This is a genomic window from Lysinibacillus sp. NPDC092081, assembly GCF_044755845.1.
Classification (GTDB): Bacteria; Bacillota; Bacilli; order Bacillales_A; family Planococcaceae; genus Lysinibacillus.
The window spans coordinates 100,126-126,038 of sequence record NZ_JBIVRU010000011.1; the positions used below are offsets into that span (position 1 = coordinate 100,126).

The window sequence follows — 25,913 nt, forward strand, 5'->3', positions numbered from 1 at the left end:
GATTCAAATTATTTATATTTTCTTTTGATGACAAGATAAAAGAGTATGTAAGCTTTCATACTTACATACCCTTTTGATGAATTTTAATTATTTAACTGGTACAACTGAGCCTTTCCATTCTTCAATAATGAAGTCTTGGATTTCTTTAGATTTTAATACTTTTATTAATTTTTTAATTTCTGGTTTTGTTTCATCACCAGCACGTACAGCGACAATGTTTACATACGGAGATTCTTTATCTTCAAGAGAAATTGCATCTTTCAATGGATTTATGCCGTTATCGATTGCAAAGTTCGAGTTAATTAGAACCGCATCTCCTTCATTATTTTCATACATTTGTACAAGCATTTCAGGCGCTGTATTTGCATCGAATTTGAAGTTTTTAGGGTTTTCAGCGATATCTTTTATTTCTGCTGCTGTTTTATCAACACCATCTTTTAATTTAATTAAGCCCTTAGCTTCTAATAATGAAAGCATACGACCGTGGTCTGAAACTGAGCTAGAAAGTAAAATTGTTGCACCCTCTGGAAGATCCTCAAGAGATTTATATTTTTTAGAGTAAATTCCGATTGGTTCAATGTGAATAGCGCCAGCATTTACAAAGTCATAGCCATTTTCTTTCATGCTAAGCTCTAAAAACGGTAGATGTTGGAAATAGTTTGCATCAAGGTCACCAGATTCTAAATGTTGGTTTGGTAATACATAGTCTTGATACGTTTCAATTTTAAGATCGATACCTTCTTTAGCTAAAATAGGTTTTGCTTTTTCCAAAATAACCGCATGAGGCGTATTAGAAGCGCCTATTGTTAATGTTACATTTTCTTTATTGTCTGATTTATCACCAGATGATGCGTTTGAGCTTGTATCTTCTTTTTTACCAGCACCACAAGCGGCTAAAGCTAGTACTAATACTGATAAAAATAATCCTGCTAATAACTTCTTCATTTTATTACTCTCCCTTTTTTCTTATTTAAATATGTTAGCGGTATAAAACCGAAGTAACCTCTTTGATGTTCGTAGCGAGATGCGCTTTTTTTGTATTAGCGCCTTTTTAGCGTTTATCTGTTTTGACCGTAATCATGTCGCCAATCCATTGAATAATAAATACTACTATTAAGATTAATATAGTCGCCATTAAAGTTACATCTTGGCGATTACGTTGGAAACCATCTAAGAATGCTAAGTTTCCTAGACCGCCTGCACCGATAATACCTGCCATCGCAGTATAGCCAACAAGTGCTACAGCCGTTACAGTAAGACCAGAAATAAGCGCTGGTAACGATTCTGGAATTAATACTTTCCAAATAATCGTTGACGTTTTGGCACCCATTGAACGAGCTGCTTCAATAACACCTTTATCAATTTCACGTAAGGAAATTAATACCATTCGTGCATAGAATGGTGCAGCTCCAATAATTAGTGCTGGTAAAGCCGCATCTGCGCCACGAATTGTGCCGAGTAAAAATTTCGTAAATGGAATTAATAAAATAATCAATACGATAAATGGAATCGAACGGAAAATGTTAACGATTGAGCCTGTTAAAAAGTTCACAAGCTTATTGGCCCATAATTGGTTGGGACTTGATAAAAACAATAAGATTCCAATTACTAATCCAAGTATAAATGTGATAACCGTAGAAATCGTTGTCATGTACAATGTTTCATACGTAGCGTCCCACATTTTTTCCCAGTCGACATTCGGAAAAAGACTAGTTAGCATTTGCAATCACCTCCGTTTGTACTTCGACTGTATTTAAGTAGCTAAGTGCAGCAGCAACATTTGCTTCTGAGCCAACAATTTGTACAACAAGTGTACCGTACGCGCCATTTTTCGTTTGCGAAATATTACCATGTACTATACTTACTTCTACATCAAACTGTTTCACAAGATGTGAAATGACAGGCTGCTCTGTTTTTTCTCCTACAAAGATTAGCTTAACAAGTTGTCCATTAGGGTAATTTGCTTTAATTTGTGCCACAGTTTCCTGTGTTTCCTTCGTATCTGTAATTTGAGAAACGAATTTTTTCGTAATGGCTGCTTGTGGAGCTTGGAATACTTGTAATACTTCACCTCGTTCTACAATTTCTCCAGCTTCCATAACTGCTACACGATGGCAAATTTTGCGAATAACGTGCATTTCATGTGTGATTAACACAATCGTTAAACCTAATCGTTCGTTAATATCGACAAGGAGATCAAGGATAGCATCTGTTGTCTCCGGATCGAGTGCGGATGTTGCCTCATCACATAACAATACCTCTGGATTATTAGCAAGCGCACGAGCGATACCTACACGTTGCTTTTGTCCCCCTGATAGTTGTGATGGATATGCTTTAGCGCGCCCTTCTAAGCCAACTAAAGTTATCAATTCTTTCACACGTGCTTCACGTTTTGCCTTTGGAACACCTGCGATTTCTAGTGGAAAAGCGATGTTTTCTTCAACAGTTCTAGACCAAAGTAAATTGAAATGTTGGAAAATCATACTAACCTTTTGTCTAGCATCTCTGAGCTTTTGCCCCTTTATGGATGAAAATTCTTGATTGTTAACCGTCACCGTACCAGATGTAGGCTTTTCTAAACCGTTTAACAAGCGAATCATTGTACTTTTACCAGCGCCACTATAGCCGATAATGCCAAAAATTTCACCTTTATTGATAGAAAGGTTGACGTCTTTAACTGCAGTTAATTCGCCATTCGCGGTTTTGTATTTCTTCGTAATATTTTGAAGCTGGATCATAGCGAATTCTCCTTTTCTTCTTATATCAATTATGCCTCGGCATAATTGCGTCCGGAATCGGCTTTGTGCTTAGGCCTGCACGAGGGCCGACACGATGTCGGTCATTTCGGTAATGCCACAGGACGTGGCGTTTTTACCGAGGGCCGACACGATGTTGGTCATTTCGGTAATGCCACAGGACGTGGCGTTTTTACCGAGGGCCAACACGATGTTGGTCATTTCGGTAATGCCACAGGACGTGGCGTTTTTACCGAGGGCCAACACGATGTTGGTCATTTCGGTAATGCCACAGGACGTGGCGTTTTTACCGATGCAGGTCAGTTAGCCGTTATCGCATGGATGCGATGATTTTAGGCTAACATCCTTTAAGAACTCCTTTCCGATTCCATGACATCCGCCGGAGGCTTTAGGCCAACACGAAGTTGGTCACTCAGTCGTTGCCACAGGACGTGGCGTTCTTAGACTGAGTTCCTATATTTCAGCGGGTGTTTGGACACCCGCTGAAAGAAGTTAAAAAAACCCCTTCACTCATAGACAAGTAGAAGGGGTCACGTAACTTATACGCTAAACCGTTCTCTCATCTGTCAAAGATAAATCTTTGGGTGATTTGGCACCTTTTCACTTTGTGATGGTTGCCGGGCTTCATAGGGCACTTCCCTCCGCCGCTCTTTATAAGAGTTCGATATATTTATTGTTTTTTTAATATATTTGTTACTTTACCACGCGATTAATATTCAGTCAATTAGTTTTTTAACAATTCGTATAAATATGGTACGGATTGAAAGGCATAAACCTTTTCTGTCACTTCTCCGCCTTCACATACGAGTAAACATGGTACACTTTCGATTTTATGAGCATAAGCTATTTGCTCTATAAAATTAATATTTGCTTTACCGACCTGTAGCTGTGGCAGCAATTGCTCAACAACCGTCATCATTTTCGATGCAACTGCACACGTTCCACACATAGGCGTATATAAATAAAAGGCAGCCTTTTCACCTGTCTGGACAACTGCGTCCCACTGCTCTTTTGACCATTCTTCCATCATTTTTCACGCAACCTTACAAAATATATTCATTATGGATTGAGAAGTGTGCACGAAGCAATATCGCTGCTAACACCTTCCTCGGAGTTGTCTCAACTTCCTTATATGTTGGCATCGTACGTAAATGCTCAGCCTCTGGATAATGTCTGTCCATTAATGCTCGTAGTTTATCACCCGATGTATCTGCATCAAAAAACGTATAAAGCTCACAACCCTCGAATGGATCTAGTAGCTCTTCTAATTGATGCACACCAATTGTACCATTCGTACAAAGTATTTTAACATCTTCATTTAAAATAGGTTCGATTTGAAGCTTATCCGATCGGCCTTCTACAATTAAGCATTTTCCCTCGACCATCACGCCACCCCCATCTAGACATATCCCTTATCGTTCATTATATCAATAAACATTGTCGTTGATACAGTTAGACACCTCTTGATAAAGGAATATACTTACATTCCCCTCACTTGGCAGGATGAATGAAGATAATAAAAAACGTCGGTAGTTTCCGACGTTTTTCATTTACAGGGTTGTCTTATTCTGCAATCATTTCATCGTATTGCTCAGCTGTCATAAGCTTTTCAATTTCTGATGCATCAGCTGGCTCTACAACGATCATCCATGCTTTTTCATATGGTGATTCATTAACGAATTCTGGGCTATCTTCTAAATCTGCATTTACTTCAACTACTGTACCTGAGATTGGTGCGTATAATTCAGAAACTGTTTTTACAGATTCTACGCTACCGAATGGATCATCAGTTTTGATTTCGTCGCCAACTTGTGGAAGCTCAACGAAAACGATATCTCCAAGTTCAGATTGTGCGAAATGAGAAATACCGATACGTACTTTTCCATCTTCTACTTTAACCCATTCGTGCTCTTCAGAGTAACGTAAGTCTTTAGGTGTGTTCATGCAAAAACCCCTCCATAAATATGTAATATATTCATTTTCAGTGTGCCATACTTCTTCCGTAAAAACAAGAATCAATTATGCCTCGGCATAATTGCGTCCGGAATCGGCTTTGTGCTTAGGCCTGCATGAGGGCCGACACGATGTCGGTCATTTCGGTAATGCCACAGGACGTGGCGTTTTTACCGAGGGCCAACACGATGTTGGTCATTTCGGTAATGCCACAGGACGTGGCGTTTTTACCGATGCAGGTCAGTTAGCCGTTATCGCATGGATGCGATGTTTTTAGGCTAACATCCTATATTGAACTCCTTTCCGATTCTGTGACATCCACCGGAGGCTTTAACTTCTTTCAGCGGATGTTTGGATACCCGCTGTAAAGTGACTTAAATCCGCATTTATCTTAACACCTATAGAGGTGGGAGACTTCTGCTGAAACAAGTTAAAAGCGGTTATTTCCAAGCTTGCTCAAAATCTGATTCTTTAAACCCTAAAGTAACTTTTTTTCCATCGGTTACAATCGGACGTTTAATCAACATACCATCTGATGCAAGCATTTCAAGCTGCTCTTCTTCAGTCATTTCAGCAAGTTTATCCTTCAAGCCCAGCTCTCGATATTTCATACCAGAAGTATTAAAAAATTTCTTTAACGGTTGTCCACTAGCTTGCCATAGGTTTGATAATTCGTCCTTTGTAGGTGGTTGTTCGACAATGTGTACCTCTTCGTATGAAACCCCATTGTCATTTAGCCATTTTTGAGCTTTTTTACAAGTAGTACATTTCGGATAATGAATAAATTGAATCGTCATTTATAGGCTCCTCTACTATCATTATTAAGACACTACATTTTCAGTGTCTCACTCATTTTCTGTAGTATACCATCATAACCGTTACGAACCAAAATGAAACAATTAATGTTCATTACTGCATAGTGTGGGGGTTGATTTCCGTTCCAGGCTACTCGCTTTCCTGTGGGCGAGCGTCGAGTAGCCTGGAACGGAAATCAGCAATAGTATAGAACTTTTATTAAATTTATGCATTTCAAAAGTGAATGCTCCGGCAACGCACCCTAATTGAATAGATCATAACAGTGACGTAATTGTACATTCGTTGTTACCCTTCGCTTTCGCACAGACAAAACCCTTTTGCTATAAAACGACATATCAGAGGATACATGCTATGTGAATTAGTTGTTTTACGTTCCGACTGGGCGACACAATAAAGTTAAAGGATTCACACACAGTTTTGTGTATGAATCCTTTTTTGCTCTTTGTAAGGTGGATGTCGATAAAATTCAAAAGTTGGGCGATAAAACACAAAAGTTAGATGACATTTTGTTAAAACATTTGTCATGTGGATAAGTTGATTGGAGTGGAGGCTGGGCGACTCCTTGGGGATCAGCGATAGAGGAACGAAGGCTAAAAACATCACATCCTGTAATAACGCCTTCGTGACCAACATCGTGTTGGCCCGAGACCTTGGAGCGAGCAACGCGAGTGAAGCGGCTCATCGGACGCCCCCAGGAAAGCGCCCAGTCGGAACGGATATCAACCCCTCATTTTGCCGAGGAACTATACTTTTACGTTCACTTTTATTTCCAACAAAAAAAACCTAGCTATCACATCTCGGATAGCTAGGGTTATTTTGCATATTAAACTACATATTTTTCTGCTTCAATTAATTTAACAGAAGCTTCACGTTTCTTCGCGATTAAGTTGTATGGGTTGTTGCGAGTTAACTTACGTAGTGCAGACAATGTCATGCGTGCAGCATCGCCGTCTGCTGAAGCAAGAATCGTATCTTTTGCTTCTTTTTCAATTTCTGCAAATGCTTCTTGGCAGAAGATTTGAGTGTACAGTAATTTTTGATGAGCTTTTTCAGCACCGTCACGAGCAATCGCTTTTTCTGTACGCAATACAGCCGATTCCATAGCGAATAATTGGTTTGCGATATTAGCAATATTCACCAATACTTCTTGCTCTTGATCAAGCTTCGCGCCGTAACGTTGTGCAGCTAAACCTGCTGCTAATACAGCAATTTTCTTCGCATTTTTCACAAGATATTTTTCCTGTGCTAGCGGCTCTGTTCCTACATCCTCAGGCATTAGCATAAGAAGCTCTTGTTGTAAGTTTTGAGCAACTTGTAGCAATGGCAATTCACCTTTTAATGCCTTCTTCATAAATGTACCTGGTACAATCATGCGGTTAATTTCATTTGTACCTTCAAAAATACGGTTAATACGAGAATCACGATAAATACGCTCTACTTCGTATTCAGCCATAAAGCCGTAACCACCATGTAATTGAACCGCTTCATCGGCAATGTAATCTAAAGTCTCAGAACCAAATACTTTAGCAATAGAACATTCAATAGCATACTCAGCAATTGCACCAGCAATCACTTTCCCTTGCTTTTGCTCTTCTGGGCTTAGCTGACTTAAACGGTCTTCAAATAAACCTACTGTACGATAGTTTAATGACTCAGACGCATATAATTGTGAAGCCATTGTCGATAATTTTTCTTTAGTTAGATTGAAATCAGACAGCTTCGTTTTAAATTGCTGACGTTGGTTTGTATATTGAATGGCTAACTCTAATGCACGCTTCGAGCCACCAATTGTTCCAACTCCTAATTTATAGCGACCGATATTTAAAATATTAAAGGCAATAACGTGTCCGCGTCCTACTTCACCTAAAAGGTTTTCTACAGGTACTTCTGCATCTTCAAGGATTAATGTACGTGTCGATGAAGATTTGATCCCCATTTTTTTCTCTTCTGCGCCAACCGAAACACCATTGAATGCACGTTCTACGATAAATGCTGAGAAATTATCGCCATCGATTTTTGCATAAACAACAAATACATCTGCAAAGCCTGCGTTTGTAATCCATTGCTTTTCACCATTTAAAATATAATGTGTCCCTGCATCATTTAACTTCGCAGTTGTTTTTGCACCTAATGCATCAGAACCTGAACCTGGCTCAGTTAATGCGTAAGCCGCAATTAATTCACCTGACGCAAGCTTTGGTAAATACTTTTGCTTTTGCTCTTCATTTCCGAAAAGTACGATTGGTAAAGAACCAATACCTACATGTGCACCATGCGTAATAGAGAAACCACCAGCAACTGACATTTTTTCTGCGATTAATGCAGAAGAAACTTTGTCTAATCCTAGACCTTCATATTCTTCAGGTACATCTGCGCTTAGTAAGCCGAGCTCACCTGCACTTTTTAGTAGACGAACCGAATGCTCAAATTCATGGTGTTCTAAATTTTCAACGACTGGTAACACTTCATTTGCTACATACTCTTCAGTTGTTTTAGCAATCATTTTATGCTCATCTGTGAAATCTTCTGGTGTAAATACACGATCTAATTCCACATCTTCAATAATAAACCCGCCGCCTTTAATGAAATCCGTTGTTTTTTCTGTCATTCTAAATTCCTCCCTATATATCTATTTTTAATAGTTTTAATCCCCAATATATAGACAAGCTTGAAGCACTGTGTTCGGAGGCAACCGAAAACGCTGCACTCCAAGCTGATCTAGCAAAAATCATAGAATTTCAAATACTCCTGCAGCACCCATTCCGCCGCCAATACACATTGTCACGACACCATATTTCTTACCTTGGCGCTTCAATTCATGGATAAGCTTTAATGTTAAAATAGCTCCAGTTGCACCGAGTGGATGACCAACGGCAATTGCTCCACCATTGACATTTACTTTGTTTTGATCGATGCCTAAATGACGTACGACTTGTAAGGATTGTGAAGCAAATGCTTCGTTAATTTCCCATAAATCAATGTCATCAATTGCTAGCCCTGCAATTTCAAGTGCTTTAGGTACTGCCACGATTGGACCAATACCCATCACCTCAGGAGGTACACCGCCAACTGCAAAGCCTAAAAACTTCGCCATTGGTGTAAGCCCTTGCTTTTCTGCTTCCTCACGATCCATCACAAGTACTGCTGCTGCACCATCAGAAGTTTGAGAAGCATTACCAGCTGTTACACTACCCTTTACATGGAAGGCTGGACGAAGCTTCGCTAAACCTTCTACAGATGTACCTGGACGTACACCTTCATCCATGCTAAATGTGAACTTTTTCACCTGAGGTTTGTTGTTATCATCTACATAATGCTGCTCCACTTCGATTGGTACGATTTCATCATTGAACTTACCTTCTTTAATCGCTTTTTCTGCAAGCTCATGTGAACGCACAGCAAATGCATCCTGATCTTCTCTACTTACATTGTATTGACGTGCCACTTCCTCTGCTGTGTGGCCCATCCCCATATAATATTGGGGAGCAGTTTCTGCTAAAGCTGGATTTAAGCGAGGTGTATTGCCTACCATTGGCACCATACTCATCGACTCGACGCCACCAGCAAGAATTGCCTTAGAATGTCCTAGCATAATACGCTCTGCTGCAAAAGCGATTGCCTGTAAACCTGATGAACAGAATCTATTAATTGTCAGCGCTGGTGTTGTATCTGGTAATCCAGCAAGCGCTCCAATATTACGTGCTACGTTCATGCCTTGCTCAGCTTCAGGCATTGCACATCCTAAAATTAAATCGTCAATCGGACCTTCATAGCCCGCTCTTTTTAATGTTTCTTTGACAACAACCGCTCCATAATCATCTGGTCTAACTGTTGCTAAAGAACCCTTCTTCGCTTTTCCAATCGGAGTTCGTGCTCCTGCTACAATAACGGCTTCACGCATCGTATTAATCCCCCTTTGTTTCATGTGCAAGTATGGTTAATTCAGTCTTAACGTTAGTTACGCAGTGGTTTTCCCTTTAAAAGCATGTGCTGCATTCTTTGTTGAGACAACGGTTCTGCAACTAAGCTTAGGAACGCCTCACGCTCAAGGTTTAATAGGTACTGTTCATCTACTAATGTGCCATATGGAACTTTACCACCAGCAATGACATACGCTAATTTTTTAGCAATTTTTAAATCGTGTTCACTAATATAGCCTGATTCAAACAATCCTTGCGCACCGATTAGTAGCGTACCGTAGCCTGATGCACCGACTACAGGAACTTTCGTAGGTACAGGTGCTTGATAGCCTGCCTCATAAAGCGCTAGTGCAGCTTGTTTTGCATCATATAGTTGGTGATCTGGGTTAACAGAAATCCCGTCAGCAAAGTTTAAGAAGTTATTTTCTCTTGCTTCTTCGCCAGATGTCGAAACTTTTGCCATCGCAACTGTTTCAAATACTTTATTAGCAATATGTTGATAGTCTACCTCAACGCCATTTGGTAGCCCTTTAAGGAATTTTTGGTATAGTGCCTTATTACCGCCGCCGCCAGGAATTAATCCTACGCCGACTTCTACTAAGCCCATATACGTTTCCATTGTTGCTTGAATATGTGCAGCTGGTAAGCACACCTCTGCTCCTCCACCAAGTGTCATAGCGAAAGGTGCTGCCACAACAGGCTTGCGAGAATATTTAATTTTTTGCATCGCATCTTGGAATGCTTTAATAACGAAATCTAGCTCAAAAATATTATCATCCTGTGCTTCTACTAAAATCATTCCTAGATTTGCACCAACACAGAAGTTTTTCCCTTGGTTACCGATGACTAAGCCTTTATAGTTAGCTTCTACTTCATCGATTGCAAAGTTAATCATTTGAATAATGTCTAAGCCAATTGCATTTGATTGGGAATGGAATTCAAGTAATGCAACTCCATCGCCTAAATCTATTAAGCTAGCACCTGTATTTGATTTAATAACACCGTGCTTTTTCTTATAACGTTTTAAGTTAATTTCTTTTTCATTAACTGGTACTTTTACGTATTCAGAGCCATTATAATACGCTAGGTCACCGTCAATTTCCGAATAGAAAGTGTCAAAGCCGCTTGCTAACATATCTTTTACAAATGCCGGCACTTCACGACCCTCAGCCTCCATTTTAGCTACAGACTCTTTCACACCAATTGCATCCCATATTTCAAATGGACCTTGTTGCCAACCGAAGCCCCATTTCATAGCATTGTCAATGGCAACAATATCATCAGCAATTTCACCGTGTAGCTGTGCCGAGTAAATTAGCGTCGGAGCGAAGATACCCCATAATAACTCTCCTGTACGATCCTTCGCATATGTTAGTGTTTTTACTTTATTTGCTAATCCACGAGTTTGTTTTGCCATTTCAATAGAAGGTGTTTTTAATTTTTTTGCTGGGCTATATTCTAGTGTGTCTGGATCAATTTCAAGGATTTCTTTACCTTGCTTTAAGAAGAATCCTTGACCTGATTTTGCTCCTAGCCAGCCGTTTGTAACCATTTTCTGTAGGAATTCTGGTACTGCAAATACTTGCTGCTCTTCACCAGTTGTTTGATCATAAACGTTTTTCGCTACATGGATAAATGTATCTAAACCAACAACATCCAACGTTCGGAATGTTGCAGATTTTGGACGACCGATTAGTGGACCTGTTACAGAATCCACCTCGCCAACTGAATAGCTACCCTTCATCATTTCTTGTAAAGTAATTAGTAAGCCATACGTTCCGATACGGTTGGCAATGAAGTTTGGTGTATCCTTAGCAAGTACAACTCCTTTTCCAAGTACATCTTCGCCAAATGTTTTCATAAAGCTTACAACCTCTGGCGCTGTTGTATTTGCCGGAATGACTTCAAGTAATTTTAAATAGCGTGGCGGGTTGAAAAAGTGAGTTCCAAGGAAATGCTTTTTAAAATCTTCTGAACGTCCTTCTGCCATTGCATCAATACTTATGCCAGATGTGTTTGAACTAATAATTGTGCCCGGCTTACGTACAGCATCAACTTTTTCATATAGGTTTTGTTTAATTGCTAAATTTTCTACGACAACTTCAATAACCCAATCTACATCTTTTAATTTCTCTAAATCGTCCTCAAAGTTACCAACCGTTAGTAGTGATAAATTTTTCTTAGAAGTAAGTGGTGCTGGCTTTTGCTTTAATAACTTTTGAAGAGCTCCGTTGACGATACGATTTCTTACTGCAGAATGCTCTAAGGAAAGACCCTTCGCTTCTTCCTCTTTTGTTAGTTCCTTCGGCGCAATGTCTAATAATAATGTTGGAATACCGATGTTTGCTAAATGTGCTGCAATCCCAGAGCCCATTACCCCAGAACCTAGAACAGCTGCTTTTTTAATGTTGTAAGTCACAAGCAATTCCCCCTTATTCTCCCATTGAATGAATAGCCATTCATTTTTTGATCAAAAAAATATCAAGTTTGCCTTAGCGTATTTTTGTCCAGATAATTTTAGGCGTAATCTGTGACATACGACTGAGGCTTATCTCCGTCCAGCTACCATTGTCGTTTTTGAGGTAAATATTTTCCGCTGAATGAAGATAAAACTACTTTTTCTGTTTTTAGTGTAGATTATTTTGTTTAATTTAGCAATCATTTTTCTCCAATTATTTTTGCAATATACAACTTTTTTCGTTTTTTACGAGCGAAAACAAGACAATAAGTAGATATCGATTATTCCAAACAGAAAACTTTCAGGTTGCGAGAAAAATGTGTAGAATGGAAAGCAAGGAGAGTGAAATACTAATGAAAACAATTACAACTGCTGAACAATTTAATGAACTGATCTCTGGTGATCAAAAAGTTCTAGTGAAATTTTATGCTGGATGGTGCCCAGATTGCACACGTATGAATATGTTCATCGATCCAATTATCGAAGAGTACAACCAATATGACTGGTATGAACTTAATCGCGATGAGCTTCCAGAAATTGCTGACAAATATGATGTAATGGGTATTCCAAGCCTACTAATTTTCCAAAACGGTGAAAAATTAGCACACTTACATAGTGCTAATGCTAAATCACCTCAGCAAGTTACTGAATTCTTATCCGCTCAACAATAATCGAAAAAAGAGCTGCATTTCTTTTTGAAATGCGGCTCTTTTTAGAAGGGAGATTATGATGCGCCAGCAATTGTCGCTACTCGGAAAATCACAATATGATGCATCCATTGCACCAAACTATCGTAATTCTGCATGTGGCCCTACAACTGTACACGTAATCTTAAACTATTTTGAAGATCAAGCTCCTTCGGTAAATGAACTTTATAAACTTCTCGGTGGCACGAAAATTGGGTTATTTAAATGGCGCCTAATTCGCAATCTTCGCCGTCTCCGTCCAACATGGGATATTCGTGATTGTACTTTAAAGGAAGCCATGCAGGAAATCGATGCAGGCCGCCCTGTCGCCATACGCTTTGACCGATATTTCAGCCTAAATTGGTGCGATAAAAAATCTGCCTTCGTCTATCATTGGGTGCCACTCATCGGCTATGAAATTCGAAATGATGAGTTATTGTTAATGGTCCATGATAATGGTGGTCCTAATCGTGAAAGTAAAATTCGAACGGCTCCTTTTAAAGGTAATGAAAAAGTATTGAGCTTCGTGAAAATTACACCGAACTAAGTGAAAGCGTGCCTTAATGTTAGACACGCTCTTTTTTCATCAATAATTCAAGGCTTATTTACTGTTCTCAATAATAACTTTTAGAACTTCTGCAAATACATCCATTGTTCTATACGTTTCTTCCAACGTATTATCTATACCTCCAACTTCTAATAATACTGAATTATCATGGAGATCTTGATTATAGGTATTTTGGGGTTCGATTCCTTTTTCTATTACACCTATTGATAGGCCCGGATATAATTCTTCTAGTTGTTCATGAAGCTGAGTGGCAAATGTTTTATTCGTTTCAAAGTTTCCACTCGTTTTTGATACGACAAATTTAATTCTTGCGTAATCCTGTCCTTTAATTTCAATTGTGGAATCTCGTCTTTTTATAGAATCTCGATGTATATCAAAAACCATGTGAATACTGTCATTTTCAGCTAAAACTTTTTGTAAATTTTCCCGTGACACTTTATATGAATCCGGAAAATATAAACCTCTTCTTGCTAAGATTCCGGCTATATCAGTCTCATCATGTATTGAATTAATTTGCATTTCCTTTAATGCTCTACTTAACTCTTTACCTACCAATGTTACATTTTTAGAATCACTATACGGCGGCTGCTCTCTATACGCCTGCAGTTCAGGAAGCTCCGGGAAAAATGATTCCCTGTTATGTGATTGATAAATATATACTACAGGTTCCTTTTCGTCCATTGCATAAGACGATGACGTCCCACCAACACTATGGACTGCCTCTGAAACTGTGCGACTTCCATTTAAGGAGATTAACCACGAAAAAATAAATGCACAAACTAAAACACCACTTGTAATCACCGAGAATTTTGTGAGGATTCTTTTTTTACCCATGCTTCGCGCTCGTTGTCTAAGAGTATTTTCAGTTGCAGAAACAAATTCCTTCCTAGGATGTTGAGGGTACATTTCTTTCAACATATCAAATAAGTCTTTTTCATTTTGCATTTGTCAAAACCCCCTCTATTTCAATATTCAGTTTTCTTTTAAGCTCTTTTAGGGCTCTGTGATAATCAACTTTTACTTTCGCCGCACTACATTGAAGAATTTCCGAAGTCTCGTTTATGGAAAATTCATTAATACCTCGAAGAATGACTACTGCTCTGTAATTAGGTTTTAATTTTGCAATAGCTTCATGAATAAATTGTTTTAATTCTGTTACCTCAAATTCCTCATCAGGCTTCTTGTCATTCGATGATAAATGATTAAAAAAACCATCCTTAAATAGCGAGGCAAACCTTTTCTTTCTGTAGTGATCTATTGCCACATGTTTTGCGATTGAAAAAATCCATGTTTTTAAATGATAGTTGCCATTAAAATTCGATAAACCTTTTAAGATACGAATGAATACTTCTTGGGTCAAATCTTCAGCATCATTTTGATTTCCCGTAAAACAAACAAGAAATCTATAAACGTCTAAGTAATACAAATTGTAGATTTCAATTATTCTTGATTCTAAGTTAATTGAATCAATCAAGCTTTCCCCTCCTTTTACTTATTTGCTTATAATTCGTTTGAGGTTAGGAAAAGGTTACAAAATTTTGTATAAAAAAGGCTCATCTCCATAAAGTGTGGTTGATTTCCGTTCCGGCGGGGCGCTTTGTTGTTGCTGTCGCTACGCTTTCGCACAGATAAAACAATTGCTGACGCTTCGCTTTCGCACAGAGCAAAGCTTCCTGAGGGCGTCGGGGCAACAGGATGTTGGTCACGAAGGCGTTATCACAGGATGTGATGCTCTTAGCCTTCGTTCCCCTATCGCTGATCCCCAAGGAGTCGCCTAGCCTCCACTCCAATCAACCTATGTACATGGCATATGTTTTACCAAATATCTGCCTCAACATTTGGTGATAAGCCATAAAAAAAGCAGAGCATATTTCTATACTCTGCGTTGATTACCTTGATGTTTGTTTTTAAATAAGTGAATACAGTGAGCGTGCCTGCTTGGCGATTAATGTGTAGCCATGTTCTTCTATTTCTTTGAACGTTTGAGGCTCGTAATTAGGTAATACTAAACTCGCTAATTCTGTCTCTATTGGTACGTTCGTTTGAATGGTTGCAAGCTCGTGTGACAATTTTAGCATGTCTAGATTCTCTTTAATTTTCGTGCGTTGACCAGGCTTTAATTCGTCTAATGACGTAAGAACTTTTTCAATAGAACCATATGTTTGAATTAACGTAAGTGCCTGCTTTGGTCCAATTCCCTTAACACCTGGGTAACCGTCACTCGAATCTCCCATAAAAGCTTTGACCTGTGCAAATTGAATAGGTTCGATGCCATACTCCTCTTGAAAGCGTGTATGCGTATAAACGTCATATTCTGTGTAGCCTTTTTTCGTAAAAGCAATCTCCGTTGATGGTCTTAAAAGCTGCAGTAAATCCTTGTCTCCACTAATTACCGTAATGTCAGCCTCATCCTGAAATTTTGTAATCATTGAGCCAATTAAATCATCTGCCTCCATCCCTTTAACACCGAAGTTTTGCCAGCCGATTTGTTGAGATAAATTTTTCGCCATATCAAATTGTGGTAGCATTTCCTCTGGTGGTGATGGACGATTAGCCTTATAGCCATCAAATAATTCGTTACGGAATGTATGGGAACCCATGTCCCAACAAACAGCAAGATGGGTCGGCTTCATAATAGATTGTGCGGTTAATACATGACGCACAAATCCTTGGGCACCGTTTGAAGGAGTCCCATCCGCGAGGCGAATATAATGCCCCATCGCAGCCGACGCAAAAAATGAACGGAATAATAGCGCCATGCCATCAACAATTAATAGTTTTGGTTTTGTTGTCATGATAAATAGTCCTCTCTATAACAATACAAAAATGTATTCATTCATAATATATTAAGCATTGTTCTATTATAGCAAACTATCATCAAACTTCATTGTAAATATATACAAGCCATCATTCCACGTCTCATTTTATAATTATCTACTTATGGCGTTACTTTTCTTTGAGATACGATTGCGGTAATCCAGTCGAATACCTGTTAACCATTGCAAAAATGCTGTCACGCCCATCTTTACTGTTTCCGGACGTAGGTCCACCCCTTTTGGATCTGCAAAGACAAAGTCAATATGGCGGACCCCTTCATTTTCTCCAATGAGCTTTAGCATATCAAATAATTCATAGGCCGTTAATCCACCAGGTGTTGCTGCAGGTACATCTGGGGCAAATGTAATATCGAGTGCATCCAAATCTACAGAAACATAAATACGATCCACCTCATACATAAGCTGACGGAGCATTTCGCGAATTGTTAATTGAATGCCATCACGACGCATTTGCTTTAACGTAATCATATGTATCCCTTGTTCTTTCGCGTAGTGAATCATTTCTGGTGAATTAAAAAAGCCATGTAATCCGACATTATAAACATGTTTCCCCTTTACAACGCCTGCTGCAATGAGCTTCTGTATTGGAGAATCCATGGCTAAACCAATTTCCTCCTGATTCCGGGCATCCAAATGCGTATCAATTTGAATAATCCCTATACGATCCTTTGGAAAAGCATTCTTTATCCCTCTTAGGGAGCAAGCTGTAATCGCGTGATCTCCACCTATAAGACAGGTGAAACTTTTAGAATATGCGGTACTTAAGCTTTCTGCCGCAGCTTCTATAGCTGACTCTGAAAGCATTCTATCCGTCTCGTGGATGGCTACATCACCCACATCAACGACTGCCAACGAGCGCAAATCTACTTGCTCATCTAAGTTATAGGATTGAAAGCTTGGCCAAGCCTTTCGAAATGCTGTTGGATACAACGCTTTTTCGGAGGGTTTACTAGCATACGATAATAAAGCACCGTACAAAATAATATCTACATCACTTGGAAGTGGATTTTCTTTTTGCTTAATCCATTGATGCATAGCTGAACCATTTTCTTGCTTATACTGCCATTCTGGTTGAATAAACATGTTAACCGACCACCTTTACGTCATTTTTCTATAACTATCATAACGTGGGGTTGATTTCCATTCCGACTGGGCGCTTTCCTGGGGGCGTCCAATCTTCATTCCAATCAACTTATTCACATGACATACGTTTTGTCATCCCCGATTTTTGGTGATGAGCTAAATTGTAGTCAATTGCCCTATATAATTTATTGTACCCTTAAATACACAAAAGGAACTATCTTCCATACTAATTTTACCATTAGTACATACAATTTCGTCAAAGTTCGGTATTTTCCCTCTTAATTTCCGAAAAATTCTCCATATGTGGCTTTAAAAGAAAGATATGTACCGTTTACAAAAGACATTTGTAGCTGACGCTTCGCTTTCGCTACCAAAAACATTTGCTGAAAGAAGTTAAACTTTATTACACAGCAACAATGTCATACTCCATTTACCCTTATAACACAAAAAGTAGTAAACTAGGCAATTTTCTAGTTTGCTACTTTTTATGTTTGAATCAGGGGGATTTTGTTCACCCCACTGATTAATAGTCTTCACCAATTGGGCTTTTGCGGGATAGAGTTTTGCAAAGCACTGCTACCTCGTGCATCGTATAGCTTTGAAAATTATATTGATTACGTAATTCCTGATAATACTGTAAAAGTTCCTCAAGCATAGCTAAATTTTTTTCAATGTTCTTGCCAAAATTATGAGGATGCCACCATAAATGATAAAAAGCTTTAGACCTTGCAGCTGCATGCATTCCCTCTTTAATACGTTTGATCTTTAAGCCTTCAAAAAATCGTAATGGACTACAATAGGGTCTTAAAAATGCACTTGAACGAATGTTAATAAAGGAATCCATTTGCATTTCTTCAAGCGTTACAAGATGATTTCCTGTTACATTAACATAGGTATCCAGCCATTTTTTTGCACCTAATAGCCGACCTTTTTTCGTGAATTTTTGAGGAACGTACAACGGATGTTTTTCATTTCCTCGATAACATACAAATCCTACGTCCTGACATGCTGAGAAATATGCTTCGTTCACTTGATTACGCGGAAAGACAATCGATTTCATCGGTGCGATATTTTCTTCACAAATCATGGCAGTAGCATGTAAATCTGCACGAAAATTTTCTTCTGTTTGTCCATTTTCTAAACAGTAAAAATGTGAAAACGTATGACTTCCTATTTCTTGATGTGGCGTACATTTAATCTTCTCAATTAAGGATTTGCCGAAATGTAAGACGTCTTCCTGTTCATTCTCTCCTACTTTTGCAAGTTGTGTATGTGCTGCATAGCGCATGTTGTTATATTTTATTGGGATACCTCTTAAATAGTGAGCCATTTCTGCTTTTGTATCTGCAAACAATAGACCCACTGTGGCCCAAGTCGCATGAATGCCATATTGTTCAAACAACTCTAGTATTTTAGGCAATGCTTCACGTACGCCATATAAATTTTTATTGTATCGTCCATACTTAAATACATCGTGGACACCCCAATTTAGCTCAAAATCCAATGATATGACAAGACCTCCACGATTTACTTCAATTACTACTTCCTCCATTTTTGCACGCCCAGTAACAGTGCACGTATTTTTGATTGGGTAATGTAGCCGGAATATACATCGACGACTTGTCCACCGAAGCCTAGCTTAAATGCACGAACATTTTGATCATCTGTCAGCTTCCCCATATCATATAAAGCAAAGCCTTGCTCTTTTAAATGCAATAAATTGTGCCATAGTAAGAAACGATTTGCATAACGAACTGGTCTTTTTAAATGCTCTGGCATCGATTGTGAATGACAAGTCGCTACATAATAGGACATCGCTTTTTTAGCGTATACAATATCAAGTCTATAGCATAGGGTTTGTCCACAAATACTGCGAATCTCAGACAACCATAGTGCTCCTTTATTTTTTAAGAGCGTAATAGCTTCCATTTGAGACTTACTAATTAGCTCGAGTTTTTTCCTTTTTGCGAAGTTATTATAAAACTGATGAAAGGCTCGTAAATTTTCATCTGATGGTTCTTTATAAATAAAAACTTGATAGGACTCTTTTTGTGCACGACGAAGTATTTTTCGATTACTTTCTGAAAGAGCAAGATACAATGATGATTCACTATCTGTAAGGTGAATATGAACCGTTTCACTTTTAACAAGCTTACGGCTCGGTACAAGTGAATTTGTATATCCAACAACCTTCATTGATTTTCTAACATTGGCTGGCTTCTCTACAAAATAAAAATGCTGCATTGCGATATTCCATCGCTTACTTTTAATGGACAGAATGAACATCGCCCCCACTCTCTGTGTATTTTTCTACATGATTTCGCTCATATCGAGCACATTTAAAATGTTTCATTCGAGAAATACGTTTATAGCCTAGCTGCAATAATCGTTTACGCTTTCGCCATTGCCAAAAGCTTGCAGTAACCCAAAGTGTTTGTGCAGGTTTCATTTTTTGGAAAAAGGCTGTGATAATATCGATATTTTTATAAGCATCATAGGTTAAAAAATATGTCTGCTTCGGCAATGCTTCAACAATTTGCAATTCATCTACACGCCAGTTCATCGCATGTAACGCAAACGCAGGCTTATTCGTTTCTGCAAAAGAATCTTTATAAATGGTGTATCCCTTATAAAATAAAGAAATAACCTCTTCCTCATCGAGTTGCATTGCCTCCTGTATCGACAACTCCTCAAACAAATCTCCTACAGGTCGATGCGGTGTAACACTATCTGACGGGGATAATTCATACAAATCCACTTGCTTAAAACGAATAAATTTTTCTACGAATAGTTGTCCATATTCTAGCCAATCTTTTACTTTTCCATACTTTACTAAGTAACGAAATTGACCTAGCGTATTGCGTTTCCATTCAACAACACGATGATTGCCCTTAAAAAATTCCTTTAGTCGTTCCTTCAGTGTAAAACAACTCGCCAATAGCTTTGCACGCTTCGTTCCACTGCTTACGAGCATACGTCTTGTAAAATCAATATTAGAGCGCCAATCGAACTTATACGACTCATAGCCAATACTCATATCGAACAAGTGATAGTTTTCAGAATAAGTTCTCTTTATCGTTTCCTGATTCACTAATCTACCAGGCCCAAATATATTAAATGTCGGCTCATGTGCCAGTGCGTAAGTTACATAACGTCCACGACAGCAAATTCCGTAGGTGAAGGCAATCCATTGGTCTTCAAAAATAAGTGCATCTACCTCTACTTGTAATGCCTCCCCTTTAAGGAGCGTTAACCGTTCGAAAAAATCCTTTTTCTTACCTTTCATAAAATCACTTGTGTCCATCTTTTTTGCCCATCGTCGATCAAATAATCTAAACATTTGCCAAAGCTCGTCCTGCGAAGGGATTTTCCTCGTTAATGAGCCTAATTTACGTAGCTTCCGTTCACTACTATCCACACCATGCATTTTTTTACGTTGATTGAAATAGTTAGAAAAATCTACTTCGTGAAAGGCAAGATACGGAGTCACCACACGAAAAATACTAGGCCTTAACTGCCTTTCCACAAAATATTGCTCTATGACCTTTGTAGAGTCTTTGCTTTCCAATAATCCGTGAAACGAAAATAGTAGATGCTTATACTTTTCAATGAGCTGCTCAAACACAAAGGTTGTAGCGGGCAACAGCCATTCTTTTTTCGCTACAACACCTGAATAATTCGCCATATGATCTCCCGCAAAGGCATAAATTCGTACTCCCCATCGAAGTCGAACTAAGAAGGGAAAAAAGGCAATGATCGTACCATTTTCTTCAACAGCATAGAGTTCAACACGCTCTCTTCGCCCAACAATTTGCCACCAGTTATAAAACCATACAAATTCTATAAATGGATTATCATTGACCTCCGCTGCTAAAATTTCATCCCAAATATCCTTGTACCACATAAGCTCATCATCAGTTCGAATGCGAATTAATTGCAAATTAATCACCTTTCTTAGCCGACTTTACTACAGCCAGTTCGTAGACAAATAGAGTTTTCTGATACATCGATGTGACATCTAATTGATTGCCCAAAAATGAGACACGCTCCGTTAAGCCTTTATCGGCAACGAATTTTTCTAAACTAGGACGAAGTGAGCCATCACCTATCAATTGCAGGCGCCAAGGTGTATCAGAAAGCTCCGCTAATACCTCTAGCAATACATCCTGTCTTTTTGGCACTTCAAAACGAGCAACCATCACAATTAATGGATGCTCCTCATTTTCTTTAAATAGATGCTCCTTGCTTCTCTATCTGGTTGTTGCCATTATGAATCGTCAACATTTTTAGACTTTTGCGCTCCGTCAATCTTAACTATACGTGTAATAAGCTGAGCGATCTTCAGTACCTAACACTCCTTAATTTTTAATAAGCACCTGTTCTCGCTAACACTACGTAAAGTGTTTTGATGATAATTTTAAAATCCATCCAAAAGGAATGATTATCAACGTATTCTAGGTCATATGAAATTTTTTGTCCGTGAGAAATATTAGAGCGGCCGTTAATTTGAGCAAGCCCTGTTAAACCTGGCTTTACTTCTAAACGTCGTGCCTGTAAAGTGTTATAAGCATTTGTGATGGTTGGAACTTCTGGTCGTGGTCCAACAATACTCATATCTCCTTTTAAGACATTAATGAGCTGTGGAATTTCATCAATACTTAACTTCCGAAGAACGGCCCCAACCTTCGTGATTCGTACATCCTGTTCAGTTTTAAAAAAATAATCATCCGGAATTCCATCTGCACACATAGTAGGCATATTCACTGGAACTGCCTGTATGGTCATTGTCCGTAGCTTCCAAATAACAAAGCGCTGATGATCCTGTCCAGTACGGATTTGTTTAAAAAAAACAGGGCGGCCTGTGCCGATAAGAAGAATGAGGAATACTACCAACAAAAGAGGAATGGTTATGAAAAGTAATAGGAGTGCCCCCGCAATATCAAAAATTCTTTTTCCGTACTGACTATAAAATTTAATAGTCTGAGCTGACTGCTCGTGCAATACATCATCCTTTGCATTTTTTTAGCACTTAATTTTATATATTCATTTGGGACATTTATAGAACTACTTTTAAGAAGTATTCCACTATAAAAAATATAAAAAAGGAGTTATTCAAAATCATTTTTGAATAACTCCTATCTTTATAATATATTCAGCCATTAATGGACATGTTCCTTTTTATCCTTGTACAATTTGCACATCGCATGTAATTTGAACATTTCCTTTTAATGCCTTACTAATCATACACGTTTGTTCTGCCTTCTCAGCTAGTCGATCGATTCTTTTTTGTTCTCGCTCAGATAAATTTTGCACAACAATTCTTGGCTTATGTACGATTTTCTCATAAGTAAAAATACCATTCGTGACATCAACAAAACCTTCAGCTTGCATAGACAAATCCAACACAGCAATCTTCGAATTTTCAAGTAACGTAGCTAGTGAAATTAAATAGCAGGTTGCTGCTGCTCCAAGCAGCATTTCATCAGGATTTGTCCCAATCCCTGGTCCATTCATTTCTCGGGGAATAGAAATTTTCGTACTTAGATTGTCCGCAACAATATTCCCCGTCCCATTTCTACCCTCCGACCATTGTAAATTCACACTAAATAAATGTTGAACCATAATTAAATCCTCCTTTTTATTATGTGGTTATGAGTTAGAGTAGTTCTACTCTCTACCCGACACTCAGTCGGAACGGAAATCAACCCCACGTTATGGCGATGAGGCATTTACCATGAAAAACAATTAGTACTTACAAAATTAAATAATACTTTAATTTTACCATTTTGAAATGAAGAGATTGATATGTTTATATAGTAAAAAAACACCTTTCTTCCCACAGCATAAAGTAGGATCAGGGCAATAATGAAACAATAAATATTTAAGAAAAACAGGAAAACTGATTTTATGGTAGAATAGAAAAAACAATTCTTTAGGAGATTTTAAAAATGATTTTAACAAAGCAACAAGCAATACAAGCACTTAAAAAGAACAAATTTATCGGTTTTACTATTAAAACAGGAAATATTATTATAAAAAAAATGAATAAAACCGATTATAATATTTTCGTATTTGAAGAGGGCAAAGATAAACCAGTGCGCTATGTAGGTTCTATTATGAACGTGATGTCGACAATGAGCGACAAAGCTTCTAATAAGGATTTTGTCATTGTGGAGACTCTAAATAAAGAAGAGGCTAAATCTGTAGAGAAAGATGAAGTCAAAGAAGTAGCTGAGTCTGTAGAGAAAAATGAAGTCAAAGAAGTAGCTGAGTCTGTAGAGAAAAATGAAATGAAAGAAGCTGCTAAGCCTGTAGAAAAAGATGAAGTCAAAGAAGCAAAGAAAGAAAAAGCAGAAAAAACAGCTGACTTCGATGAAGAAAGACGTGCCATTTCAGGTTACGATGGCTTATATGATGTTACAGCAAGCGGTCGAATCATTACAGTGCGTGAAAATCGCCCATTAGCTCGATGCAACGATGAATATGGTTTCCATATTGTTCGACTAACAAAAGAAGGTACTGCTTCAAGTCACAATGTATTTGAACTTTGGAAACAGGCATACCCAGAACTTGAACAAACTAACTTTAAAGGTGCCTTAAAAGCGAAATATGGTACAGGCTGCAAGCTAACTGATAAACCAGGTGTACACTTTTAACTTCTTTCCGCAGATGTCTTTTGTAGCGAAAGCAAAGCGTCAGCTACAGATGTTTTTTGTAGCGAAAGCAAAGCGTCAGCTACAGATGTTTTTTGTAGCGAAAGCAAAGCGTCAGCTACAGGTGTCACGGAATTTTACAGAGGCATAATTGATTTATAAGAATCCTCAGCGTCGTTGCATGGACGCTGGGGATTTTTTAATAAACAAAAGTTAGGGCGCTAATTAGATGTTCAATATTTTTCCCTTGTGATTGAAGATATCCATGTTATGAGCTTGTCATTATTCGTTAATTGACTTTCAACTCTATCTCGCAAAACCATTCAAAAATACTCTTTATACATTTAGTAAGGTTGATTCTTCCTTATTTACTACATTTTCCATATGCGTTGTAGCAATATAGCTTAATGTCATACCAGGTCCTAATGTTGCACCTGGTCCTGGATAGGTTTCGCCCATTATAGAGGCTGAACAATTCCCCGATGCATACAACCCTTCAATTGCCGTACCGTCTGCCTTCACAACACGAGCATGCTCATCCACCACTAAGCCCCCCTTAGTCCCGATATCTCCTGGATATAAACGAAGTGCATAAAATGGTGCATTATTAAGCTCTGCTAAGTTCGGATTCTTCAATGTAGGATCTCCATAATAATTATCATAGGCACTATCTCCTCGGTGGAAATCTCCATCACGACCATTACGAGCAAAGGCATTGAAGCGCTTTACAGTTTCCACTAAGTTTTCTGGGGAAACATTCATTTGCTCTGCAAGCTCTTCAAGTGTTTTTGCACTTTTCACTATGCCGTTATCAAACCAGCTTTTTGGAAAAGCTTGCCCTGGGAATAGTCCTGTGAAAATGTAACGACTTTTTGCCGTTGCATCGATCAATATCCAAGAAGGTATAGCATTGTTTGTTTTTTGATAGTGAATATGCATATTGTCTACAAATTCATGATAAGGTGCCGCTTCATTTAAATAACGTTTCCCAGCACTATCCACAACCAACATATTAGGAACTCCGCGGTCTGCAACAAGGAAGAAAGGCTGCTCTTGTGGATCAATAACAGAAGGTGCCCCCCATACTTTATCCATTAAATCTAGTGTCGCCCCTATTTTCACGCTTGGCTCGATAATATCTCCTGTTTGTCCTTCTGGTGTAGAAGTCCATTTTGCGTTTGTTGGTGCTGGCAAATATTTTTCACGATATGCTTGATTATGAGAAAAACCACCTGAAGAAAGGACTACCCCACGCTTTGCCTCGATACGCATTTCCTGTCCATCTCGTTCAACAACGATACCCGTAACCCGATTATTTTCAACGATAAAATTTTTAAATGCAGTTGAGATCCACAGCTCTCCATTCGCTTCTGCAAGTGACATCCGTAAACGAGCTATTAGTGCTTCCCCTAATGCAACAGGCAGACTTCCTGTAACTTTCGACTTCACAAATCGTACGCCTAATTTTAACGCAGTTGTTTTCCCCTTTGTTGTACGTCTAACCATATTTACCTTATGAAATTCAAAGCTATTCATCGTAAAGCCTTTAGTAGACAATGTTGAACGACGCATCGTATCTGCTAATGAGCCCATTTTCTTTAAATCAAAAATAAGCGGTTCAATTGACCGTCCTTGAGGTAAGCCACCAGGTTTTTCAGGATAATAATCTGAATAACCTTTAGCATACTGGAAACGCATATGCCTAGTATGATTATTTAAAAACTTTAACATTTCTGGTCCTCGTTTAATATAAGCTTCCTTTAAAGCCTCTGGTACACGATCACCAATAGTTGAATCTAAGTATAAACGCGCTAGTTTATGTGTATCAGGAACACCCTCACCTTTAATCACATGATTATTTGGAATCCATAGTGCTCCACCGGACAAGGCAGATGCCCCACCATAACGCTCTGTCTTTTCAATGACTAATGATTTCATACCCTGTAGCTTTGCTGTCAGACCTGCTGTTAACCCTGCTGCCCCTGAACCTACTACTACCACATCATAACTCGCATCCCATTTCATACTTACATTCCTCACCTTCATTAGTAGTTACTAAATCAATGAATCTGGTATTACTACTAAAAAGTATAGAATTTAACCAATATTCAGTCAATTCATTCCAACCATACCGCAAATTTCGATCATAAAACCTCTAAAAATAGATTTATCGATAAAATAAA

26 protein-coding genes and 1 riboswitch are annotated in these 25,913 nt (G+C 38.5%); of the genes, 5 read left to right on the forward strand and 21 right to left on the reverse strand.

All coding sequences use genetic code 11. The features are described from left to right. Positions 1–87 precede the first annotated feature (87 nt). The 3 genes from ACIQLB_RS16185 to ACIQLB_RS16195 form a co-directional block, all read right to left on the reverse strand. A complete protein-coding gene (locus tag ACIQLB_RS16185; protein ID WP_400727762.1) occupies positions 88–945 on the reverse strand; it encodes a MetQ/NlpA family ABC transporter substrate-binding protein in 858 nt (285 codons plus the stop codon). Positions 946–1,051: 106 nt separating this feature from the next. Continuing rightward, on the reverse strand, positions 1,052–1,720 hold the full coding sequence (locus ACIQLB_RS16190) for a methionine ABC transporter permease (RefSeq protein WP_400727764.1): 669 nt from the start codon (positions 1,718–1,720) through the stop codon (positions 1,052–1,054). Next, positions 1,710–2,738 (reverse strand): methionine ABC transporter ATP-binding protein, encoded by a 1,029-nt coding sequence (locus tag ACIQLB_RS16195; RefSeq protein WP_400727767.1) that lies wholly within the window; start codon positions 2,736–2,738, stop codon positions 1,710–1,712. The genes ACIQLB_RS16190 and ACIQLB_RS16195 overlap by 11 nt, the downstream gene beginning before the upstream one ends. A 63-nt stretch (positions 2,739–2,801) precedes the next feature. On the opposite strand from ACIQLB_RS16195, the gene ACIQLB_RS16200 reads away from it, so the two are divergent. Further along, positions 2,802–3,086 carry a hypothetical protein gene (locus tag ACIQLB_RS16200; RefSeq protein WP_400727770.1) on the forward strand — a complete coding sequence of 95 codons (285 nt, stop codon included), beginning with the start codon at positions 2,802–2,804 and terminating at the stop codon, positions 3,084–3,086. Positions 3,087–3,312: 226 nt separating this feature from the next. Further along, positions 3,313–3,416, reverse strand: a riboswitch (SAM riboswitch). A gap of 64 nt (positions 3,417–3,480) precedes the next feature. Here the strand turns inward: ACIQLB_RS16200 and ACIQLB_RS16205 are convergent. The 3 genes from ACIQLB_RS16205 to gcvH all read right to left on the reverse strand — a co-directional run bounded on the left by ACIQLB_RS16205 (position 3,481) and on the right by gcvH (position 4,700). Further along, positions 3,481–3,783 (reverse strand): thioredoxin family protein, encoded by a 303-nt coding sequence (locus ACIQLB_RS16205; protein WP_400727906.1) that lies wholly within the window; start codon positions 3,781–3,783, stop codon positions 3,481–3,483. A 16-nt stretch (positions 3,784–3,799) separates the two neighbouring features. Beyond that, positions 3,800–4,141 (reverse strand): toprim domain-containing protein, encoded by a 342-nt coding sequence (locus tag ACIQLB_RS16210; protein ID WP_400727773.1) that lies wholly within the window; start codon positions 4,139–4,141, stop codon positions 3,800–3,802. A gap of 178 nt (positions 4,142–4,319) precedes the next feature. Continuing rightward, the gene (gene gcvH, locus ACIQLB_RS16215; protein ID WP_400727776.1) at positions 4,320–4,700 is read right to left on the reverse strand and encodes a glycine cleavage system protein GcvH; all 381 of its coding nucleotides are present in this window, start codon (positions 4,698–4,700) and stop codon (positions 4,320–4,322) included. 109 nt (positions 4,701–4,809) lie between these two features. Between gcvH and ACIQLB_RS16220 the strand changes: the two genes are divergently transcribed. Further along, positions 4,810–4,986: a hypothetical protein gene (locus tag ACIQLB_RS16220; protein WP_400727779.1), complete on the forward strand. Its 177-nt coding sequence runs from the start codon at positions 4,810–4,812 to the stop codon at positions 4,984–4,986. Between the two features lie 163 nt (positions 4,987–5,149). Here the strand turns inward: ACIQLB_RS16220 and ACIQLB_RS16225 are convergent, their stop codons facing one another. The 4 genes from ACIQLB_RS16225 to ACIQLB_RS16240 form a co-directional block, all read right to left on the reverse strand. Beyond that, on the reverse strand, positions 5,150–5,506 hold the full coding sequence (locus ACIQLB_RS16225) for an arsenate reductase family protein (protein ID WP_400727782.1): 357 nt from the start codon (positions 5,504–5,506) through the stop codon (positions 5,150–5,152). 842 nt (positions 5,507–6,348) lie between these two features. Then, the gene (locus ACIQLB_RS16230) at positions 6,349–8,133 is read right to left on the reverse strand and encodes an acyl-CoA dehydrogenase family protein (RefSeq protein ID WP_400727785.1); all 1,785 of its coding nucleotides are present in this window, start codon (positions 8,131–8,133) and stop codon (positions 6,349–6,351) included. A 120-nt stretch (positions 8,134–8,253) separates the two neighbouring features. Then, positions 8,254–9,426, reverse strand: coding sequence for an acetyl-CoA C-acetyltransferase (locus tag ACIQLB_RS16235; RefSeq protein WP_400727788.1), 1,173 nt, complete (start codon positions 9,424–9,426; stop codon positions 8,254–8,256). A 53-nt stretch (positions 9,427–9,479) separates the two neighbouring features. Further along, entirely contained in the window at positions 9,480–11,864 is a 2,385-nt protein-coding gene (locus ACIQLB_RS16240) for a 3-hydroxyacyl-CoA dehydrogenase/enoyl-CoA hydratase family protein (RefSeq protein WP_400727791.1), read from the reverse strand. A 365-nt stretch (positions 11,865–12,229) separates the two neighbouring features. Between ACIQLB_RS16240 and ACIQLB_RS16245 the strand changes: the two genes are divergently transcribed. Beyond that, complete coding sequence (locus ACIQLB_RS16245) at positions 12,230–12,574, forward strand: thioredoxin family protein (protein ID WP_400727909.1); 345 nt, start codon at positions 12,230–12,232, stop codon at positions 12,572–12,574. 58 nt (positions 12,575–12,632) lie between these two features. Then, a complete protein-coding gene (locus tag ACIQLB_RS16250; RefSeq protein WP_400727912.1) occupies positions 12,633–13,136 on the forward strand; it encodes a C39 family peptidase in 504 nt (167 codons plus the stop codon). A 54-nt stretch (positions 13,137–13,190) separates the two neighbouring features. On the opposite strand, the gene spoIIP is transcribed toward ACIQLB_RS16250, so the two are convergent. From spoIIP to ACIQLB_RS16300, 10 genes are all read right to left on the reverse strand, one after another. Beyond that, positions 13,191–14,102, reverse strand: coding sequence for a stage II sporulation protein P (gene spoIIP, locus ACIQLB_RS16255; protein WP_400727794.1), 912 nt, complete (start codon positions 14,100–14,102; stop codon positions 13,191–13,193). After that, complete coding sequence (locus tag ACIQLB_RS16260) at positions 14,092–14,631, reverse strand: RNA polymerase sigma factor (RefSeq protein WP_400727797.1); 540 nt, start codon at positions 14,629–14,631, stop codon at positions 14,092–14,094. The genes spoIIP and ACIQLB_RS16260 overlap by 11 nt, the downstream gene beginning before the upstream one ends. 433 nt (positions 14,632–15,064) lie before the next feature. Continuing rightward, positions 15,065–15,952 (reverse strand): 5'-3' exonuclease, encoded by an 888-nt coding sequence (locus ACIQLB_RS16265; protein ID WP_400727800.1) that lies wholly within the window; start codon positions 15,950–15,952, stop codon positions 15,065–15,067. A 135-nt stretch (positions 15,953–16,087) separates the two neighbouring features. Further along, entirely contained in the window at positions 16,088–17,077 is a 990-nt protein-coding gene (locus ACIQLB_RS16270; protein WP_400727803.1) for an agmatinase family protein, read from the reverse strand. 523 nt (positions 17,078–17,600) lie between these two features. Next, positions 17,601–18,629, reverse strand: coding sequence for a polysaccharide deacetylase family protein (locus ACIQLB_RS16275; RefSeq protein ID WP_400727805.1), 1,029 nt, complete (start codon positions 18,627–18,629; stop codon positions 17,601–17,603). Next, entirely contained in the window at positions 18,617–19,363 is a 747-nt protein-coding gene (locus ACIQLB_RS16280; protein ID WP_400727808.1) for a hypothetical protein, read from the reverse strand. The genes ACIQLB_RS16275 and ACIQLB_RS16280 overlap by 13 nt, the downstream gene beginning before the upstream one ends. Then, entirely contained in the window at positions 19,344–21,017 is a 1,674-nt protein-coding gene (locus ACIQLB_RS16285) for a GNAT family N-acetyltransferase (RefSeq protein ID WP_400727811.1), read from the reverse strand. The genes ACIQLB_RS16280 and ACIQLB_RS16285 overlap by 20 nt, the downstream gene beginning before the upstream one ends. Position 21,018: 1 nt before the next feature. Continuing rightward, positions 21,019–21,276, reverse strand: a complete 258-nt coding sequence (locus ACIQLB_RS16290) for a glycosyltransferase (RefSeq protein ID WP_400727915.1) — start codon at positions 21,274–21,276, stop codon at positions 21,019–21,021. A 166-nt stretch (positions 21,277–21,442) separates the two neighbouring features. After that, positions 21,443–22,078, reverse strand: a complete 636-nt coding sequence (locus ACIQLB_RS16295; protein ID WP_400727814.1) for a sugar transferase — start codon at positions 22,076–22,078, stop codon at positions 21,443–21,445. A gap of 177 nt (positions 22,079–22,255) precedes the next feature. Beyond that, positions 22,256–22,699: an SACOL1771 family peroxiredoxin gene (locus ACIQLB_RS16300; protein WP_400727816.1), complete on the reverse strand. Its 444-nt coding sequence runs from the start codon at positions 22,697–22,699 to the stop codon at positions 22,256–22,258. A 326-nt stretch (positions 22,700–23,025) separates the two neighbouring features. On the opposite strand from ACIQLB_RS16300, the gene ACIQLB_RS16305 reads away from it, so the two are divergent. Beyond that, positions 23,026–23,733, forward strand: coding sequence for an NUMOD4 domain-containing protein (locus ACIQLB_RS16305; RefSeq protein WP_400727819.1), 708 nt, complete (start codon positions 23,026–23,028; stop codon positions 23,731–23,733). A gap of 333 nt (positions 23,734–24,066) precedes the next feature. Here ACIQLB_RS16305 and ACIQLB_RS16310 read toward each other — a convergent pair whose 3' ends face one another. After that, entirely contained in the window at positions 24,067–25,755 is a 1,689-nt protein-coding gene (locus ACIQLB_RS16310) for an FAD-binding protein (RefSeq protein ID WP_400727822.1), read from the reverse strand. Between the last annotated feature and the right edge of the window lie 158 nt (positions 25,756–25,913).